Source organism: Frankia sp. Hr75.2 (assembly GCF_949319125.1).
GTDB classification, from domain to species: Bacteria; Actinomycetota; Actinomycetes; order Frankiales; family Frankiaceae; genus Parafrankia; species Parafrankia soli.
Genome location: NZ_CASGGV010000111.1, coordinates 297,136 through 314,370, shown reverse-complemented (window position 1 = coordinate 314,370; position 17,235 = coordinate 297,136). Strand labels below are relative to the sequence as shown.

Genomic DNA, 17,235 nt, shown 5'->3' with positions numbered 1-17,235 from the left:
GTGCCGAAGCTGCGCGTCGTCCTCGACGGAACCCCGCTGCTCGGGCCGCGCACCGGCGTCGGCCGATACACGGCGGCGCTGCTGGCCGGCCTCGTCGAGCTGCCCGGGGCGGATCTCGACGTGGCGGCCACCGCCTTCACCTGGCGCGGCGGGGCGGGGCTCGACGCCGCCCTGCCCGCCGGGGTCCGCCCGGCGGCGCGCCGCGTCCCAGCGCGGCTGCTACAGGACGCCTGGACACGCTCGGAGCGCCCGCCCACCGAGTGGCTCACCGGGCGGGCGGACATCGTGCACGGGACGAACTTCGTCCTCGGCCCGCTGTCATCGGCGCGCGGTGTGCTGACCGTGCACGACCTGTCGTACCTGCGCACCCCGGACACGGTGTCGGCTGCCTCCGCGCGCTACGCGACGCTGGTGCCGCGCGGGCTGCGCCGCGCCGCCGCGGTGCTCACCCCCAGCCGCGCCGTCGCCGACGAGGTGATCGCCGCCTACCGGCTCGACCCGGACATGGTCACCCCGACCCCGCTCGGCGTCGACGCCGCCTGGTTCGACGCCGCTCCCCCGGCCCGCGGCTGGCTCGCCGCGCGCGGGCTGCCCGAGCGGTACCTGCTGTTCGTCGGGTCGGCGGAGCCGCGCAAAAACCTGCCGGTGCTGCTGGAGGCGCTGCGCCGGCTGCGCGCCGACGCGCCCGACACCCCGCCGCTGGCGCTCGTCGGCCCGCCCGGCTGGGGCCCGACGCTCGACACCTCGGGCCTGCCCGCGGACGCCGTCGTCACCGTCGGCTACCTCGACGACGCCGAGCTGCGCTCCGTGGTCGCCGGCGCGGCCGCGCTGTGCTTCCCGTCCCGCTACGAGGGCTTCGGGCTACCGCCGCTGGAGGCGCTGGCCGCCGGTACCCGGGTCGTGGCCGCCGACATCCCCGCGGTGCGCGAGGTGGTCGGCGCCGCCGCCGGTGTCCGCCTGGTCACCCCCGGCCGGTGGGACGTCTTCGCCGACGACCTCGCCGGAGCCCTCGGCGCCGCGCTCACCGAACCGACCGACACCGCCCAGGCCGCCACCGGCCGCGAGCACGCCCGCGCGTTCACCTGGCGGCGCACCGCCGAGCTGACCGCCGCCGTCTACCGCCGCGTCGCCGGCTGAGTCCCCCGCCACCCCGGTACCCCCGTCACCCCGACGCGCCGGGGTGACGCCCCCGTGCGCCGGGGTGGCCTGCTCGCCGTTTGGTGCCTTTCTCGCCCTTTCGGAGCGAATTTCGCCGGGAATGCTGCCTCAAACGGCGAGAAAGAAACCAAACGGCGAGGAGCCGAGCATCAGAAAACGCGGTGTTCGCTACCTCGGGTAATCGGCTACCTGCGGAACCGGATCGGAGTCCTCCAGCGGTCGAGCACCCTCCGGCTGCCGATCAGCACTGACCCGGACCGGACGCTTCGTCCTCTTTCGAGATTCCGCGGCGCCCAGCATGGCCATCGAAAGGCCGATCAGGCTTACTCCGAGCGCGCCCAGCACAGCCAGGACGCTCAGTAACACGAGGGCACCATCCGGGCCGACGGCCGTCGCCGCGAGCGCGTCGTGCAGCCGGCCGAGGACATTCCGCCCGGCGAGCTGCGGATCACGCCGAGCCAGCTCACGGCCGAGCATGACCACGACGGTGATCCCGAGCGCCGTGACCAGAGCGGACGTCGGCAGACCGCGTCGCGCGGCCGGGAGCGCCGAGCACGCGCCGGCCAACGCTACGGCCAGCAGAGGCAACGCCGGCAGCAGGTAACGGGTGAAGGGAGCGCCCCCGGCCGCGACGAAACCGACCAGCGTCGTGCCCGCGACCACAGCCTGCGCGATCGCGACAAGCCAGCACAGCACGCCCACCGCGGTACTCCACCGGCCGCTGTCGCACCGGCCACGGCCGCTGTCGCGCCGGAGGTTCCTGGCCGCGCGGACGGCCGCGGCGAGCAGTCCGACGACCGTGACCAGGCCGACGCAGACGGCCATCCACCGGGCCGCGCCGGTCAGCAGGGCCTGGCGGCCGAAGAAGCCGCGGTAGACGAACCACCAGAAGTCACCGGAGGTGAGGACCTCGCGCACCGACCGCGGTTCCGCTCCGGTGGGGAACATGTCGGCGATCAGCCCGGTGGCCGTCGGATCGCCGTAGAGCCTGATGTTGCGCAGGTAGAACCATCCGGCGACCAACACGGTGAGCGCGGCCGTCGCGACGGCGGCGGCGACTCCCAGCAGGAGGGTGCGGGCCCGCTCGGCGCGGGCCCAGCCCGGCGCGCCGCGGCCCAGCACGAACGCGACGCCGACCGCCGGCACGAGAACCGCGGCGGCCAGCGCGCCGCTGGCCCGGCTCAGCGCGGCCGCCGGGATCAACAGCGCCAGCAGGACCAGAGTGCGCGCCGACGGCCCGCGCCGGGCGAGCGTGAGCGTCGCCACCGTCGCTCCGGTGATCAGCGTGACGGCGAGCGCGTCGTTGTAGACCTGGCCGGCGACCGCGACGAACCCACCGATCACAGCGGTGAAGGCCGCCGCGGCGACCGCCAGGTCGGGCCGGGTGGGCAGCAGGGCCCGGGCCAGTGCCGCCGTGGCCACCAGGGCGCCGATCCCGATCGCGAGGTTGAGCAGCCGCGCCCCGTAGAAGCCGGCCAGCGGATGCCCCGCGGCCCGGCCACCGCCGAGCGGGACGGCCTCGAGCAGGTAGAACAGCGGCGGATGGTTCGCCGTGTAGACGAGGTCGAAGTTGCTCAGCCCGCCGGGGCGTCGGGCGCAGGCGGGCAGGATCGCCACCTCCCGCAGGTCGATCGCGGCCCGCGCCTCCTCGGGGGGCACCCGGCAGCCGGCCGGCAGCCCGGACATGCCCGGGACGGCCGCGCGCACGGCGGTGTCCAGCTCCGGCAGCCGGCCGTCGGCGACCTCGAGGGCGTAGGCGGTGTGCTGCGCCTCGTCGGCCCCCGCGAACGGGGCGGTCGCGAACGCGGTGAGCAGGCCGACGGAGCCGAACAGCAGGCCCGCGCCGGCCACGCCGAGCACCAGCCAGCGCCGCCGCGGGTCCACCCGGAACCAGCCCGAGCGGCGCTCACCCGGACTCGACCGGAACCAGCCTGAGCGGCGCCCACCCGGGACGGCTCCGGGTGGGGCGGGCTCAGGCCGGGTCGGGCACATCCGCGGCGGCCAGCGCGGCGAAGTCGTGCTCGGCGTGGCCGGCCCGGGTGGCGGCGGCGGTGAGGGCCAGGGTCGCCTCGGCGATCGGCAGCCGTCCCGCGACCGACTCGGTGGCCAGCCGGACGTCCTTGGCGAGCCCGGCCACGGTGAAGGCCGGCGTGGAGTAGTCGCCCGACTCCAGCATCGCCCGCTTGTACTCGACGATGAATCCCAGCGGCCCGGCGGCGAGCTCGGACAGCAGCAGGCTCCGGCCGACGCCGAGCTCGGTGCCGTAGCGGAGCACCTCGGCGGCGGCGGCCGTCGCCTCGGCCAGGCCGAGGTTGAACACCGTCTTGAGCGCGCTGGCGGCACCGACCGGCCCGACATGGTCGATGCGCCCCGGGTCGCCGAAGGTCTCGAGGATCCCGCGGGCCGCGGCGAGATCGGCGTCGGCGGCGCCCACCAGGACGCGCAGGGTGCCCGCCTCGGCCGGCCCGATCGTGCCGATCACCGGCGCGTCCAGGTAGCGCAGGCCCGCTGCCAGGGCGACGCTGCCCTGCTCGCGGGCGGCCGCGGGGCCGACCGTGGTGCAGTTGATCACAAGCAGGCCGGGCGGCGCGGCGGGGATCACCGCGGCGAGGACATCCGCCGCCGACGCCGGGTCGAACAGCATCAACACGCAGGCGTCCGCGCCGCGCACCGCGGCCGCCGGGTCGGCCGCCTCGCTGGCGCCGCGGGCCGTCAGCTCGCCGGCGCGCCCGGGTGTCCTGTTCCAGACGGCCAGCTCGTGCCCGGCGGCCAGGATGTGGTGGGCCATCCGGACGCCCATCCGGCCCAGGCCGAGAAACGCGACCTTCACGCGATACCTCCCTCGTTGACGCTCCCGCCGCGGTCGACCGGCCGCGGTCGAAGCACCCGCGCCAGCCCGGCCGCGCCGAGCAGCGCGGCCGGGGCGAGCAGGCCGACGACCGATCCCAGGTAGCGGTAATCGAACGCCGAGGTCAGGGAGCTTAGGAGCAGGGTGGACAGGCTTGCTCCCCCGAGCAGCCAGAACAGCCGACCGGGGCCGGCGCGCCCGCGCGCCCGCCCGACGATCTGAGCCAGCAGCCCGGCGAGCAGACCCAGGCCGACCAGGGGCATCGGCCCGTAGCCCAGCCGGGAATAGAAGGCGAGCAGCTCGGCCGGAGGGTCGTTCAGCCGCGCGACGGAGAAGTACCCGTCGGCGGCGTGCGGGCCGTCCGAGACGAGGCGGTTGGTGCCCGTCCGGGGCAGCTCCCAGGTGTCGGCGCGGCTCGTGAGCCTGTTCTCGTACGGGACGGGCGAGAAGTACCCGGCCAGGTAGCGGGCGGTCGAGGTGACCATCGTCCAGGGCTGCTCGCGGATCACGCGCCGGGCGAACTCGCCGGCGAGCTCCTCGCGGCCCGGTGGGACCAGGTCGTTGCCCTGGCGCAGCGGCGAGTCGTCCGGCCAGAGGTAGGTCACCGGGGAGCCGCGCTCGCCGACCGGGCGCGGGTCGCACAGCGACAGCAGGTCGGGATCGTCGGGCAGGCGGGCGCAGTCGGCGAACGGGGCGACCCGGCCGTACAGGAAGAACCCCGAGTGCGCGGTGACGGTGAAGCCCTTCCCCTGCCCCGCGCTCCACGCCGAGTACGCGACGACCGGGACGGCCGCTCCCAGGACGAACGCGAGCACGGCCCCCGCCGCCACGACCGCCGCGTGGGCCCGCCGCCAGTGCGTGACAGCCAGGACGACGGCACCGGCCGCGCCCACCGCGAGCGGGCCGTAGCCGACCGTGCGGACGGTGAGGCTGGCGCCGAGCAGCAGCCCGGCGACGGCGAAGCGCCACGCGGCCGGCCGCCCGGGCCAGGCCAGCAGCACGAGCCCGCCGAGGACGAGCGTCCCGAACAGGCTGTCGGCCAGGACGAACTGGCCGAGGTCGAGCGCCCAGGGGGCCAGCAGTGCCGGTACCGCGACCACCGCGGCCGGCCAGCCCCCGGTGCGGCCGGCCGCCGCGACGGGACCGTGCCGCTCGAACAGCTGACGCGACGCCGCGTAGAGGGCGACCCCGGCCAGCAGGGCCGCCGTGTGCTGCACGACCACCAGCCGGGTCAGGTGGTCGGGGGCGCCGATGACCCGCAGGAACATCGGGTAGCCCGACGGCCGCCAGTCGCCCGCCCACAGCCGGTTGGTGGCCTGGTCGAGGTAGGCGGGCGAGTCGCCGTAGTAGAAGAGCGCGGGCCGGTAGGCCAGCAGGACGGCGGCCCGGGCCCCGACGGCCAGCGTGAGCAGGATCAGGAAGGCGGCATGGCGCCGCACGAAGCCCCAGCGGCGCGGCGCGGCGGACCGCCGATCCGCGCGCCACCGATCCTCACGATGAGGTCGCGAATTGTGACGATCAGGCTGGGCAGGGTCGGGCTGTAGCGGTAGGTTCCCCGCCGCCGGCCCGGCCTGGGAGGGTGGCGTGCCCAGGACGGGCGGCGGGCCCGATGAGCTCGCCATTGCGCCACAGTCTCCCAGGCCGGTCCGACGCGTTCGGCGGCGCCCCCGGCACGGCGGCCGCCCAGGTCAGGCGTCGGCGTCCAGCGAGGCCTTGTCCAGCGCGCCGACGTCCAGCTTGGTGAACAGGCCGCCGGACCACGCGAGGCGACGACCGGCCGGGACGGGCCGGCGCTCCCAGCCGTCGAGGTCGATGCCCAGCACCTCGGCCACCCGGGCCGAGCTGAACGGCAGGAACGGGGCCAGCGCGGTGGTGATGCCGGAGATCGCCTGGATGGAGACCGCAAGGCTGCGCGCCGCGGCCGCCCGGTCGACCTTGACGGTCTTCCACGGCTCCTCGCGGTAGAGGTAGGCGTTCACCTCGGCGGAGATCTCCATCGCCGCCCGCAGCGCCGCCCGCTGCTCGACCTTGCCCAGCAGCTCGCCGACCCGGACGAGGCCGGCGTCCACCGAGTCGAGCAGCGCCGCGTGCACGCCGTCGAGCTCGCCGGTCTCCGGCAGCTCGCCGTCGAAGAACTTGTTGATCTGGGCGAGGACCCGGTTGACGAGGTTGCCCCAGTTGGCGATCAGCTCGTCGTTCACCCGGCGGATGATGTCCGCGTCCGAGATCTCGGTGTCGTTCTGCTCGGGCAGCACCGAGGCCAGGGCGAAGCGCAGCGCGTCCGGCTGGAGCAGGTCGAGGTACTCGCGCACCCCGCGCCCGATGCCCGCCGACTTCGACGCCTTCGCCCCGCCGAAGGTGACGTACTGGTTCGCCGGGACGTCCGTCGGCAGGTTCAGGCCGCCGTAGCCGATCAGCATCGCCGGCCAGATGACGGTGTGGAAGGGGATGTTGTCCTTGCCGACGAAGTAGTACGCCGCCGCCTCGGGGTCCTCCCACCAGGCCCGCCACGCCTCCGGATCACCCGTGGCGGCCGCCCACTCCTTGCTCGCCGACAGGTAGCCGATCACGGCCTCGAACCAGACGTAGAGCCGCTTGCCCGGACCGAGCTCGTCGGTCGGCAGCGGGACGCCCCAGTCCAGGTCCCGGGTGATCGCGCGGTCGTGCAGGCCGTCCTTGACGAACTGCACCGACCAGTTCAGGACGTGCCGGCGCCAGCCCTGGCGGGTCTGCAACCAGTCGAGAAGCTGGTCGGCCAGGCCCGACAGCCGCAGGAAGAAGTGCGTCGTCTGGCGCATCTCCGGGACGGCCCCGGTCACCTTGCTGCGCGGGTCGATCAGCAGCTCCGGGTCGAGGGTGCGCCCACAGTTCTCGCACTGGTCGCCGCGCGCCTGCTGATACGAGCAGTGCGGGCAGGTGCCGACGACGTACCGGTCGGGCAGGAAGCGCCCCGCGTCGGGGTCGTAGAACTGCGAGGTCTCCTTGGCGTAGATGTAACCGGCCTCGCGCAGGCGGGTGAACACGTCCTGGGCGACCGCGCTGTGGTTGTCCGTCCGGGTGCTCGTGAAAAGGTCGAAGCTGATCCCGAGCTCGGACCAGATGCGCAGGAACTCCGGGTGGTACCGGTCGACGATCTCCTGCGGGGAGACGCCCTCCTCGTCCGCCCGGACCGTGATCGGGGTGCCGTGCGCGTCGGACCCCGAGACCATCAGCACCCGGTTGCCCGCCATGCGCTGGTAGCGGGCGAAGATGTCCGCGGGCAGGTAGGCGCCGGCGATGTGCCCGAGATGCGGTGCCCCGTTGGCATACGGCCACGCGACGGCGACAAGGACGGGACGGCTGCCGTGCCGCGCCGCCGTGTCGGGAGTCTGAGTGCTCACAGCCATCAAGCTACCCGCTGGACGTCAGCCGAGATCGGCACCGACGACGAGTGCCCGGCTTGGTCGAGGGCCGGGCGGCCCGTGGCCGTGGCAGTGGCCGTGTCAGCCCCGCAACTCGGCGCCGAACTCGGCAAACGCGGCGGCGAAGCCGTCGTCCCAGGAGCGCAGCGGCCGCAGGCCGGCGTCCAGCCAGGACCGGGCCGAGAGCACCGAGTAGGCCGGCCGGCGCGCCGGGCGGGGGAACTCGTCCGTCGTCGTCGGCCTGACCTTCGCCGGGTCCTGGCCGAGCGCGGCGACGATCGCGCGGGCGAAGCCGTACCAGGTCGTCTCCCCGGACGCGGTGCAGTGGTACACCCCGGGCGCCGGGCGCGCGGTGACCAGGTCGAGCAGGCCGGCGGCGAGGTCGGCCGACCAGGTCGGGCTGCCGTGCTGGTCCGCGACGACGGCGAGCTCGTCGCGCTCCCGGGCCAGCCGGGCGATCGTCTTCACGAAGTTGCCGCCGGTACGCCCGTACACCCACGCCGTCCGCACGACGTACGACTCCGGGCAGAGCGCCAGGACGGCCTCCTCCCCCGCGAGCTTCGTCCGGCCGTACACCGACACCGGCGCCGGCGGGTCGTCCGTCTCGTAGGGCTTGGTCGCGTCACCGTCGAAGACGTAGTCGGTGGAAAGGTGGACGAGCGCCGCGCCGGCCTGGGCGCACGCGGCGGCCAGGTGGGCCGCGCCGGTGGCGTTCACGGCGTACGCGCCCGCCTCGTCCGACTCGGCGCCGTCCACGTTCGTCCAGGCGGCGGTGTTGATCACAACGAGCCCGCCCTGGATCTTCGCCGGCCGGGCCTGGTCGGCGATGACCGCGCGCACCTGGGCCGCGTCGGCGAGGTCGAGCTCGGATCGGGCGAGCCCGCACCAGGCCCGTACTCGCGGGTTGTCAACCTGCGACTGAGCGTCGAGGAGACGACACAGGTCGCTACCGAGCTGTCCACCGGCACCAGTGACGAGGATGCGCACCCCGCGAGTCTGGCAGACGTATACGAACAGCCGGCGACACCCCGACAGTGACGTCGCCATCACGCGCAGTCGGCCGGACCGGTACCGACCGGCCCGAGAAGGGTGCGGCTACCCTGATCCCGGTGACGCCCGAGACGCCAATGACCGAAAAGCCCGACCTGCGCGAGGATCAGCCCCGCAGGTCAGGCGGCCCGGCCGGCGCGGGCACCGAGGAGGCGACAACCGCCTTCAGGGAAGAGTCAGCTGACCTCGACGCGCCTCCCGGCCCGGACGTGCCAGCCGCACGGGCCACTCCGGTGCCAGCCATTCCGGTACCGGCCCCGTCCGCCGGACCAGTGGCGTCCGCACCGACCCCGACCCCGACCCCGACACCGACACCGCCCGCGCCCGCGTCGGACGTGCCCGCACCAGGCGTGGCGGCGTCCGCGGCCCGGTCTCCGCGGCGACCGCGGCGCGTTCCGGTGATCGTCCTGCTCATCACCGCACTGCATGTGGCCCTGCTCGTGACCTACTCGTTCGTGTACACGACCTGGGCGGGCTACGACGAGGCCCAGCACGTCGACATGGTCTACGGCCTGCAGCACGGGGCCGGCTGGCCGGCACCGGGCGAGAAGATGATCGCCACCGGGGTCGCGGCGACATCCGACGACTTCGACCGCGGCCGGTTCCAGGACATGTTCCAGTCCGGCGGCAAGCGGCGTGGCTCCCCGTCGTTCGCGGAGATCGCCCCCACCCCGCGCGACGCCCGGCAGTCGTTCGACGAGCTCGGCGGGCCGACCCCGGTGGACGACGGCCGACTGTCCAACCAGATGATCCAGCATCCGCCGCTCGTCTACGCGATCGGAGCCGGCCTGCTGGAGGCACTGCCCGGCTCCGAGAACTGGGCCTACGACCAGCAGGTGCTGGTCCTGCGGCTGCTCAACATCCTGATCGTGGCCCCGCTGCCCCTGTTGGCCTGGGCCGCGGCGCGCCGGTTCGGCCTGCGCGGCCCGCTCGCCACCGCCGCGGCGGCCCTTCCGCTGGCGATACCCGGGTTCACCAGGGTCGGCGCGACCTTCAACAACGACGGCATCCTCATCCTGGCGACCGGTGCCCTCACCGTGGTCCTGGCCGGGGTCGTACGCGGCGACCTGCGCAGGCGGACCGCGCTGTGGGCCGGCGTCTGGTTCGGCGTGGCCATGCTGTCCAAGGCGTTCGCCTTCGCCCTCCCGTTCACAATCGCCGCCGCCTACCTCGTCGGCTGGCTCCACACCCGGCGAGCCCGGACGTCCGCAGCTACAGCCGGCTCCGAACCCGAACCCGAAGCCGGAGCCGAGTCGGTTCGGGGCGGGCCCCGGGGCCGGCTGCCGGTGCTGCCGGCGGCGATCGCCGTCGGGCTCGGGCTGGCCATCGGCGGCTGGTGGTGGGTCCGCAACTACCTGCTGTACGACGCCCTCCAGCCGAACGGCTGGGCGACGAACCCGCCGCGCCGCGAGCCTCTCCTGCTCCCCGACTCGTTCCTCACCTGGTTCTGGTACTTCGTCCGGACGATGATCAGCAGGTTCTGGGGCGGTCTCGGCATGTTCGAGCCACCGCAGCTCTCCCCGGTCGCGATCGTCGCCGCCACAGTGGTCACGACCGCGCTGTGCGCCCTCGCCGTGATCACTGCCGTCCGTCGCGCCCCGTCCCCCGCCGGGACACCCGCCGGGACACCCGGTTGGCAGGCTCGACTGGCTCGGCTGGCGGCGCCGCTGGTGCTGCTCACCCCGGTTGCCTTCGCGTACCTGATGGTCGGGCAGCGGAGCTGGGCCGAGTACGAGCGCTACACCCGCGGCATCGCCGTCCAGGGCCGCTACCTGTACCTGGGAATCGTCGGCCTCGCGGTCGTCGCGGTCGCCGGGCTCGGCCGGCTGTTGGGCGCGCGTGCCCGGTGGGCGCCGGTGCTCATGCTGGTCGGCGGGCTCGTCATGCAGGCCCTCGCCCTGCTCGCCGTGTGCAGCTACTACTGGCTGCCGCGCCAGGTCTCCTTCACTCCCGCCCGCATCCCGGACGTCGTCGCCGCGATCTCCCGCTGGGCCCCACTCCCCGTGGGCGTCACCATCACCGTCGTCGTCGGGACGGCACTGTTGTGGATCATCGCCCTCGCGCTCACCCTCATCCCGGCCCTGCGCCACCGCACCCCCGCCGACGCCACCGCCAGCTGACCGCCGCCCGCCAGGGCAAACCGAACCAGCTGATCCGCACCGACCCAAGGCCTCGGGGCTCGGAGGTCGAGGGCGGGTGCGCGGGCCTTGGAGGTCTGTGCGCCGGGGGTCGGAGTTCATGGGTCGACCGCGAGGGAGCCAGGTGTCGAGGCGGTCCCGCCCTCACGAACAGCAAGCCTGGTGTCGACCTGGTCCCACCCCAGGCCAGCCAGGTGTCGACTCAGTCCCACTCGCACGAGCAGTGAAGCCACAGCCCGCGCCGCCACCACCATCACACGGCCAGACCGCGATCTATCGGGCAAAATCCCCGCACACCCGGGTGGCCTGCTCGCCGTTTGGCATTCTTCTCGCCCTTTCGGAGCGAATTTCGCAGGAAATACTGCCCGAAACGGCGAGAAAGAAGTCAAACGGCGAGTAGCCGAGCACCAGAAACGGACCGGGGCCTCCACCGTCAGTCCGCCAGCCGACGCTCGGCCGGCGGCGGGCAGGCCGGGCGGGAGTCGGGTCCCTCTGCTGCTAGCTGGTCGCGACCGAGACCCTGGAGTGGTCGCCGATCATCAGGCGGTGCGCCTTGGGGAGAGCGCTCGACGGTACGACCTCGGCGTCCCGCCCGATCAGGGAGTCCTCGATGCGGCCGATGCCGCGGATGGTGGCCCGCTCGAGCACGATCGAGTACTCGATCTCGGTTCGTTCGACGACGCACGAGTGGTAGATCGAGGTGAAGGGGCCCACGTAGGTGTCGACGAGCCGGGTGCCGCGTCCGATGATCGCCGGGCCGCGCACCGTCGAGCGCACCAGGGACGCACCCTCCTCGATCACCACCCGGCCGACGATGGTGCTGTGCTCGTCCACGGTGCCGTGGATCGCGGGCTCGATTGACTCGAGGATGTGCCGGTTGGTCTCCAGCATGTCGTCGAGCCGGCCGGTGTCCTTCCAGTAGCCCTCGACGAGGTGCGGCGCGACGTCGTAGCCGCCGTCCACGAGCCACTGGATCGCTTCGGTGATCTCGAGCTCGCCGCGTCCTGAGGGCTTGATCGAGCGGACGGCCTCGTGGATCGCGAGACCGAACATGTAGACGCCGACGAGCGCGAGGTCGCTCGGCGGGTCGGCGGGCTTCTCGACGAGCCGGATGATCCGGCCGTCCGCGCCGAGCTCGGCGACGCCGAACGCCGAGGGGTTGTCGACCTTGGTGAGCAGGATGAGCGCATCGGAGGTGGTGTGGCGGAACTCCTCGACCAGCCCGGAGATCCCACCGATGATCATGTTGTCGCCGAGGTACATCACGAACGGCTCGCCGGCGAGGAAGTCCCGCGCGATGAGGACGGCGTGCGCCAGACCGAGCGGCGCCTCCTGGCGGATGTAGGTGACGGTGATGCCGAACTGCGATCCGTCACCAACCGCGTTCTCGATCTCGGCCGCCGTCTCGCCGACGATGATCCCGACATCGGTGATCCCGGCGCCGCGGATCGCCTCGAGCCCGTAGAACAGCACCGGCTTGTTGGCGACGGGCACGAGTTGCTTGGCGGAGGTGTGGGTGATCGGCCGAAGACGGGTCCCGGAGCCACCGGCGAGCACGAGTGCCTTCATGATCCGAAACCCTATCGTGGGTCGTTCCAGGAGACAGGCCCTGACTGAAAGTAACCAAAACGTGATGCACGCCACAGCCAGATCTCCACATCGACCTTCTCCCTCGACAAGTCCGCGCGGACGCCGACCCATGAGCGCTTACGCCGTCACGTTCCGGGTACGTTAAGTAACCAGGGGTGCGGGTCGCCGCCACCGCGGACCGGCGTGCCAGCCGTCCGACGGGCAGGCCGGTCGACCGACAGGCACGCCGAGATACCCGGCACACCACAGAGGGGGGACGCGGTGACCGGCGCTGGACCGCGCGCCTCGACAGGGCCTCGACAGGGGCCTGAGTCGCCCCGTACCGGCTCCGACCCCGCAGCGGGCGGGCGGCGCCGGCCGAGGTCACGGCCGCGCGCACGCTCGCGCCAGCGCGAGGTCACCCACGCGAACCAGGACGGGTCGGAGGCCGAGCTCACCGAACCGAGACCGAACCAGCGCCGCGGCGGCTGGGACAGGCTCCAGCGCCGGAACCCGGGCGAGGCCGGCTCGGACGCCCGAACCCGGGAGCAGCACCTGGAGCAGAGTCAGGACCACGCCCAGGACGGCGTTCACGACGACACCACCGACCACGACCACAGCACCGACCTCGGCCACGGCCACGGGTCAGGGTGGCTCCCGGGGTCGGCCGGTCGGCGGCGTGGCGTGGCGTCGCGGCTCGCCGTCGTCGTCTCCGCCATCCTGTCGTGCCTGATCTTCGCCTTCGCCGTCGGCGGGTTCGCCGTCTACGAGCACTTCGACCGCCAGATCAACCGGCTGCGGCTGAGCCTGGACGGCGACCGGCCCGCAAGCCCCGTCGAGGGGACGACCAACTTCCTGCTCGTCGGCTCGGACAGCCGGGCCGGCACCGGGGGCGAGTTCCAGCGCGGCGGCGAGGTCGCCGGCCAGCGCTCGGACACCACGATCCTCGCCCACCTCGACGCGAACGGGACGACGACCCTGGTGTCGTTCCCGCGCGACACCCTCGTGCGCATCCCCGGGCACGGCCGGGACAAGCTGACCCAGGCGATCTCCATCGGGGGCCCGGCGCTGCTGGTCCGGACCATCGAGAATCTCACCGACATCCGCGTCGACCACTATGTGTCGGTCGACCTCGCCGGGTTCCGCGAGATGACCGACGCGATCGGCGGGGTCACGGTCTGCGTGAAGGCGTTGCCGGACGGACGGCGGACGAACCTGCGTGACGAGTGGTCCCAGTGGCGGGGGCGGGTCGGCGAGAACCACCTGACCGGCGACCAGGCCCTCTCGTTCGTCCGCCAGCGCCACGGCCTGCCCGACAACGACTTCGACCGCATCCGCCGGCAGCAGCAGTTCATCGGGGCGGTCTTCCGCAAGGCCACCAGCGACGGCGTGCTGACGAACCCGGCCCGGCTGGAGAACCTGATCAGCGCGGTGACGCGGGCCCTGACCATCGACGACGGAACGGACATCGAGGATCTCCGGCTGCTCGCGAAGCGGATGGGGTCGATGAGCTCCGACCAGATCAGGTTCGTGACGATCCCCGTGCACGCGCCGTCGCCGGCCGAGGGCGGGAACGCGCTCGGCGAGCTGCCCCGGTTCGGTTCCGTGCAGCTTTACGACCAGGCGCAGCTGGACGCGTTCCTGGCGCCGCTGCGCGGCCGGGACGGCACCAGCCCGACGGCCGTCCCCACCCCGCCGGCGTCGCCCCCGGGCGAGGTCTCCGTCGACGTGTTCAACGCCGCGCGGGTCGGGGGGCTCGCCGCGGCCGTGCGCAGTGACCTCGCCGGTCTCGGGTTCCGCGTCGGAACCCCGCGGGACTGGCCCGCCGGCTCGCTGCAGACCAGCGAGGTGCGGTACGGGCCCGGCGGCGAGGCGGCGGCGCGCGCCGTGCGGGCCGTCGTGCCCGACGCCAGGCTTGTCCGCGACGACGACCTGGCCGACCGGATCTCCCTGGTGCTGGGCGAGTCGTTCGAGAAGGTGGACGCGACCGGCGTCCCCGCGGCCGGGGCCCGAGCGGTCTCCGGTATGCGCCCGTCGGCACCGGGCAGCGCCTCGACGGGGTCCACGGGCCCGGCGGGCTCGACCCTGTTCGGAGCCCCCACCAGGCCGACCGCCCCGGTGACGGCGACCGAGCTGACCACCGGCTGCACGTACTGACCGGCGGCACCTCCTGACCGGCGGCGCGCCGATCCGGCCGTGGGCGCCCTCTATCCGCGGGCCGCCCACGGCGCCGGCGAACGGCGCGAATGTGCGGGGCGTCACACACCACCCTCGGATCACCCCAAACAACCACCGGCCATCACCGGGCGTCTGAAGTCTGCGATGAGACGCCCGAGAGACGAGCTTTCAGCCGAAAGATCCGACCTGACCTGGTCGGATGCGGCCGAGCCGCCCGCGCCCGCGACCTGGCGTCCACCGAGCCCACGCGAGCCGCACTTCCGGGAAGCGCGCGTCGCGGAGCCGAACCTCCCAGAGCCGCGTTCCGCGGAGCCGTACTTCACGGAGCCGTACTTCACGGAGGCGCGCCTCGCGGAACCGACGCCCGCGATCGGGTCGCACGCCGCGCTGCCACCGGAGCTGAGCCCGCGTCTTGTCCGGCGGCGGCGCTCGCCGCTGCGCCGGCTGTCCGTCACGCTGGTCGCGATGATCTCGCTGTGCGTCCTGGGGGCCACGTCGGTCGGGTGGGCGGCCTACCGGCACTTCGACAGCGCGATCGACCGCAAGGACTGGACGCCCGTCGCCGGCGCCCGGCCCGCGGTGGTCCCGGGCGACCTGAACGTTCTCCTGCTCGGCAACGACAGCCGGGAGGGCACCCACGGCGAGTTCGGCGACCCGGGCGGCATCCGGGCGGACACGACGATCGTCGCCCACTTCGACGCGGACCGCTCCGTCACGCTGGTGTCCTTCCCGCGCGACACGCTCGTGCCCGTCGTGCCCGCGGCCGCCGCCACCGCCCCGGACGGCCTGTCGAAAATCGCGGACGTCATCCCGCTCGCGGGCGTGCCCGGCCTGATCTCGACCCTCGAGGCGTTCACCGGGCTCAAGATCGACCACACCGTCTCGATCAACCTCGCCGGCTTCCGCGCGATGACGGATGCCGTCGGCGGCGTCACGGTATGCGTCCGGCCGCTGCCCGACGGCAGTACCCGCAACCTCCGGGACCGGGAGTCGGGGTGGCGGGGCCAGCTCGGCGAGAACCGGCTCAACGGCGACCAGGCGCTGGCGTTCGTCCGCACCCGCAAGGCGCTGGGCGAGGAGCGGCTGCGCATCCTGCGCCAGCAGCAGTTCCTCTCCCGGCTGCTCGACGCGGCGACGAGCGCCGGTGTGCTCACCAATCCCGCGCGGATCACCAGTCTGCTCGGCGCCGTCGGTGGCGCGCTGCAGATCAGTGACAGCCTGACCCAGACGGAGATGCTCCGGCTGGCGAAGCGGATCAGCGAGCTCGGCCCGGGCGGCCTGCGGTTCATCACGATCCCGACGTATGTCCCGCTGCCCTCGGCCGGCGCCGTCGACGAGATGGGCACGATCCCGCCGCACGGCATGGTCCTCCTGCACGACCCGGCCGGCCTGGAGGCGATCGTGGGCCCGATGCGGGCCACGGCCGAGAACGGCGGCGGCTCCGGATCGCCCACAGCGCCGGGCGTCTCCGTGGCCGCCGGCGCCGCGCCGGGGGCAACCACGCCGGGGGGAACGGCGCAGGCATCCCCCTCCGCCAGCCCGAGCGGCACAGCGTCCGCCGGCACAGCGTCCGCCGGCACGACGGCCACCGGCACGACGGCCGACCGCACCGCGGCCGCCGGCACGACGCCGCTCCCCGGCACCGCCGCTGGGACGGCATCGGCGGTGCCGGTGCCCGCCGACACCTCCTGCACCCCCTGACCGCCGAACCCGGCTGAGAGGGCCCGATCCCCGGTGCGCGAACGGCGTCCGCGCCGTGTCGTGCCTGTGAACGTCCGAGCTGGGGACGGGAGTCGGTAGCGTTACCGCCCGCGGCGGATCGCCGGCGCTCAGCTCGCCGGAACCCGACCACCGCCGGGCCCGCCCGCCCGCCGACGAACGACCGGATTGGAGACCAGAACCGTTGGACGTCCGGTTCGTCCCAGCACCGTCGATCCTTCCCGACGGCTCCGTGCCGCCCGACGCGCCACCCGCGCGGTTCCCCGGGGTGGCCGCCGCGCTCGCCGCGCGGCTCGCGCGCGACCCGGCGCGTCCGATGATCACTTTTTACGACGACGCCACCGGCGAGCGGGTGGAGTTCTCCACCACGACGCTGGACAACTGGGTGGCGAAGACGGCGAACCTGCTCGGTGACACGGTCGGCCTCGCGCCCGGGGACGCGGTGGGCGTCGACCTGCCGGCGCACTGGACGACCTGCGTCATCCTGCTGGCGGCCTGGTCGGCGGGGCTCGACGTGCATGTCGCCGTCGGCCCGGAGACGCCGGACGGCGGCCCCGGCGGCAAGGGAGCCGAGGGAGCCGAGGGAGCCGAGGGTGCCGGGTCGCCGGCCACCGGCGCCGGCGGCTACACCGGCGCAGGCACCGCTCCGGAGGAGCTCGGTGTCGTCTTCGTCAGCGAGGACCGGCTCGAGATCGCCACCGGACTGGGCGTCGACGAGATCGTCGCGCTGTCGCTGCGTCCGCTCGGTGGCCGGCTGCGGCGTCCGGTGCCGGGCGTGCTCGACTACGCGGTCGAGGTGCCGCCGCACGGCGACCGCTACGCGGCGCCGCCGCCGCCCGCGGGCCAGGCGGGGCTGATCCGCATCGCCGAGAGCGCCGCCCGCCGCGCCGGGCTGGGCCCGGACGACCGGATCCTCACCGCGGCCGGGCCCGCCACCGCCGTCGGCCTGCTCACCGGGATTCTCATCCCGCTGGTCAGCGGCGCGTCGGTCGTGCTGTGCCGCAACCTGGCCAGCATCGAACCGGCGGCGCTGGCCCGCCGGGCCGACAGCGAACGGATCACCGCGGTGGACTGGTCCGTGCCGGGGCCACTCACCGAAGCCCTGCCGGCCGGGGTTCGTCCCATCGACCCCGTCGACGCGCATGCCCGGCGGCGGTAGCGACGACGTGACCGG

The 17,235-nt window shown here is 73.9% G+C and carries 12 protein-coding genes; 5 read left to right on the top strand and 7 right to left on the bottom strand.

Annotated features, from left to right (window positions below; genetic code table 11):
* The first annotated feature begins 9 nt into the window (after window positions 1–9).
* On the top strand, window positions 10–1,137 hold the full coding sequence (locus tag AC559T_RS11110) for a glycosyltransferase family 4 protein (RefSeq protein ID WP_498868644.1): 1,128 nt from the start codon (window positions 10–12) through the stop codon (window positions 1,135–1,137).
* A 189-nt stretch (window positions 1,138–1,326) separates the two neighbouring features.
* On the opposite strand, the gene AC559T_RS11105 is transcribed toward AC559T_RS11110, so the two are convergent.
* From AC559T_RS11105 to rfbD, 5 genes are all read right to left on the bottom strand, one after another.
* On the bottom strand, window positions 1,327–3,042 hold the full coding sequence (locus AC559T_RS11105) for a hypothetical protein (protein WP_498868630.1): 1,716 nt from the start codon (window positions 3,040–3,042) through the stop codon (window positions 1,327–1,329).
* A gap of 88 nt (window positions 3,043–3,130) precedes the next feature.
* Window positions 3,131–3,988 (bottom strand): NAD(P)-dependent oxidoreductase, encoded by an 858-nt coding sequence (locus AC559T_RS11100; RefSeq protein ID WP_498868629.1) that lies wholly within the window; start codon window positions 3,986–3,988, stop codon window positions 3,131–3,133.
* Complete coding sequence (locus tag AC559T_RS11095) at window positions 3,985–5,628, bottom strand: hypothetical protein (RefSeq protein ID WP_498868628.1); 1,644 nt, start codon at window positions 5,626–5,628, stop codon at window positions 3,985–3,987. The genes AC559T_RS11100 and AC559T_RS11095 overlap by 4 nt, the downstream gene beginning before the upstream one ends.
* Before the next feature lie 66 nt (window positions 5,629–5,694).
* Window positions 5,695–7,392 carry a methionine--tRNA ligase gene (metG, locus tag AC559T_RS11090; protein WP_071066293.1) on the bottom strand — a complete coding sequence of 566 codons (1,698 nt, stop codon included), beginning with the start codon at window positions 7,390–7,392 and terminating at the stop codon, window positions 5,695–5,697.
* 96 nt (window positions 7,393–7,488) lie between these two features.
* Window positions 7,489–8,394, bottom strand: coding sequence for a dTDP-4-dehydrorhamnose reductase (gene rfbD, locus AC559T_RS11085; RefSeq protein WP_071066294.1), 906 nt, complete (start codon window positions 8,392–8,394; stop codon window positions 7,489–7,491).
* Window positions 8,395–8,516: 122 nt separating this feature from the next.
* Here rfbD and AC559T_RS11080 point away from each other — a divergent pair, with 122 nt between their 5' ends.
* Window positions 8,517–10,577, top strand: a complete 2,061-nt coding sequence (locus AC559T_RS11080; protein WP_498868627.1) for a glycosyltransferase family 39 protein — start codon at window positions 8,517–8,519, stop codon at window positions 10,575–10,577.
* A gap of 516 nt (window positions 10,578–11,093) precedes the next feature.
* Here the strand turns inward: AC559T_RS11080 and AC559T_RS11075 are convergent.
* Window positions 11,094–12,164, bottom strand: coding sequence for a glucose-1-phosphate thymidylyltransferase (locus AC559T_RS11075; protein ID WP_071066295.1), 1,071 nt, complete (start codon window positions 12,162–12,164; stop codon window positions 11,094–11,096).
* A 384-nt stretch (window positions 12,165–12,548) separates the two neighbouring features.
* A complete protein-coding gene (locus AC559T_RS11070) occupies window positions 12,549–12,806 on the bottom strand; it encodes a hypothetical protein (protein ID WP_498868626.1) in 258 nt (85 codons plus the stop codon).
* Between the two features lie 42 nt (window positions 12,807–12,848).
* Here AC559T_RS11070 and AC559T_RS11065 point away from each other — a divergent pair, with 42 nt between their 5' ends.
* From AC559T_RS11065 to AC559T_RS11055, 3 genes are all read left to right on the top strand, one after another.
* Window positions 12,849–14,321, top strand: a complete 1,473-nt coding sequence (locus AC559T_RS11065) for an LCP family protein (RefSeq protein WP_235014900.1) — start codon at window positions 12,849–12,851, stop codon at window positions 14,319–14,321.
* Window positions 14,322–14,486: 165 nt separating this feature from the next.
* Entirely contained in the window at window positions 14,487–16,043 is a 1,557-nt protein-coding gene (locus AC559T_RS11060) for an LCP family protein (RefSeq protein WP_498868625.1), read from the top strand.
* Window positions 16,044–16,245: 202 nt separating this feature from the next.
* Window positions 16,246–17,220 (top strand): TIGR03089 family protein, encoded by a 975-nt coding sequence (locus tag AC559T_RS11055; RefSeq protein WP_498868624.1) that lies wholly within the window; start codon window positions 16,246–16,248, stop codon window positions 17,218–17,220.
* Window positions 17,221–17,235: the final 15 nt, after the last annotated feature.

Coding starts and splice junctions, on each gene's coding strand:
- AC559T_RS11060 (WP_498868625.1), top strand. CDS start 14,487: ATGAGACGCCCGAGAGACGAGCTTTCAGCCGAAAGATCCGACCTGACC.
- AC559T_RS11075 (WP_071066295.1), bottom strand. CDS start 12,164: ATGAAGGCACTCGTGCTCGCCGGTGGCTCCGGGACCCGTCTTCGGCCG.
- AC559T_RS11095 (WP_498868628.1), bottom strand. CDS start 5,628: ATGGCGAGCTCATCGGGCCCGCCGCCCGTCCTGGGCACGCCACCCTCC.
- metG (WP_071066293.1), bottom strand. CDS start 7,392: ATGGCTGTGAGCACTCAGACTCCCGACACGGCGGCGCGGCACGGCAGC.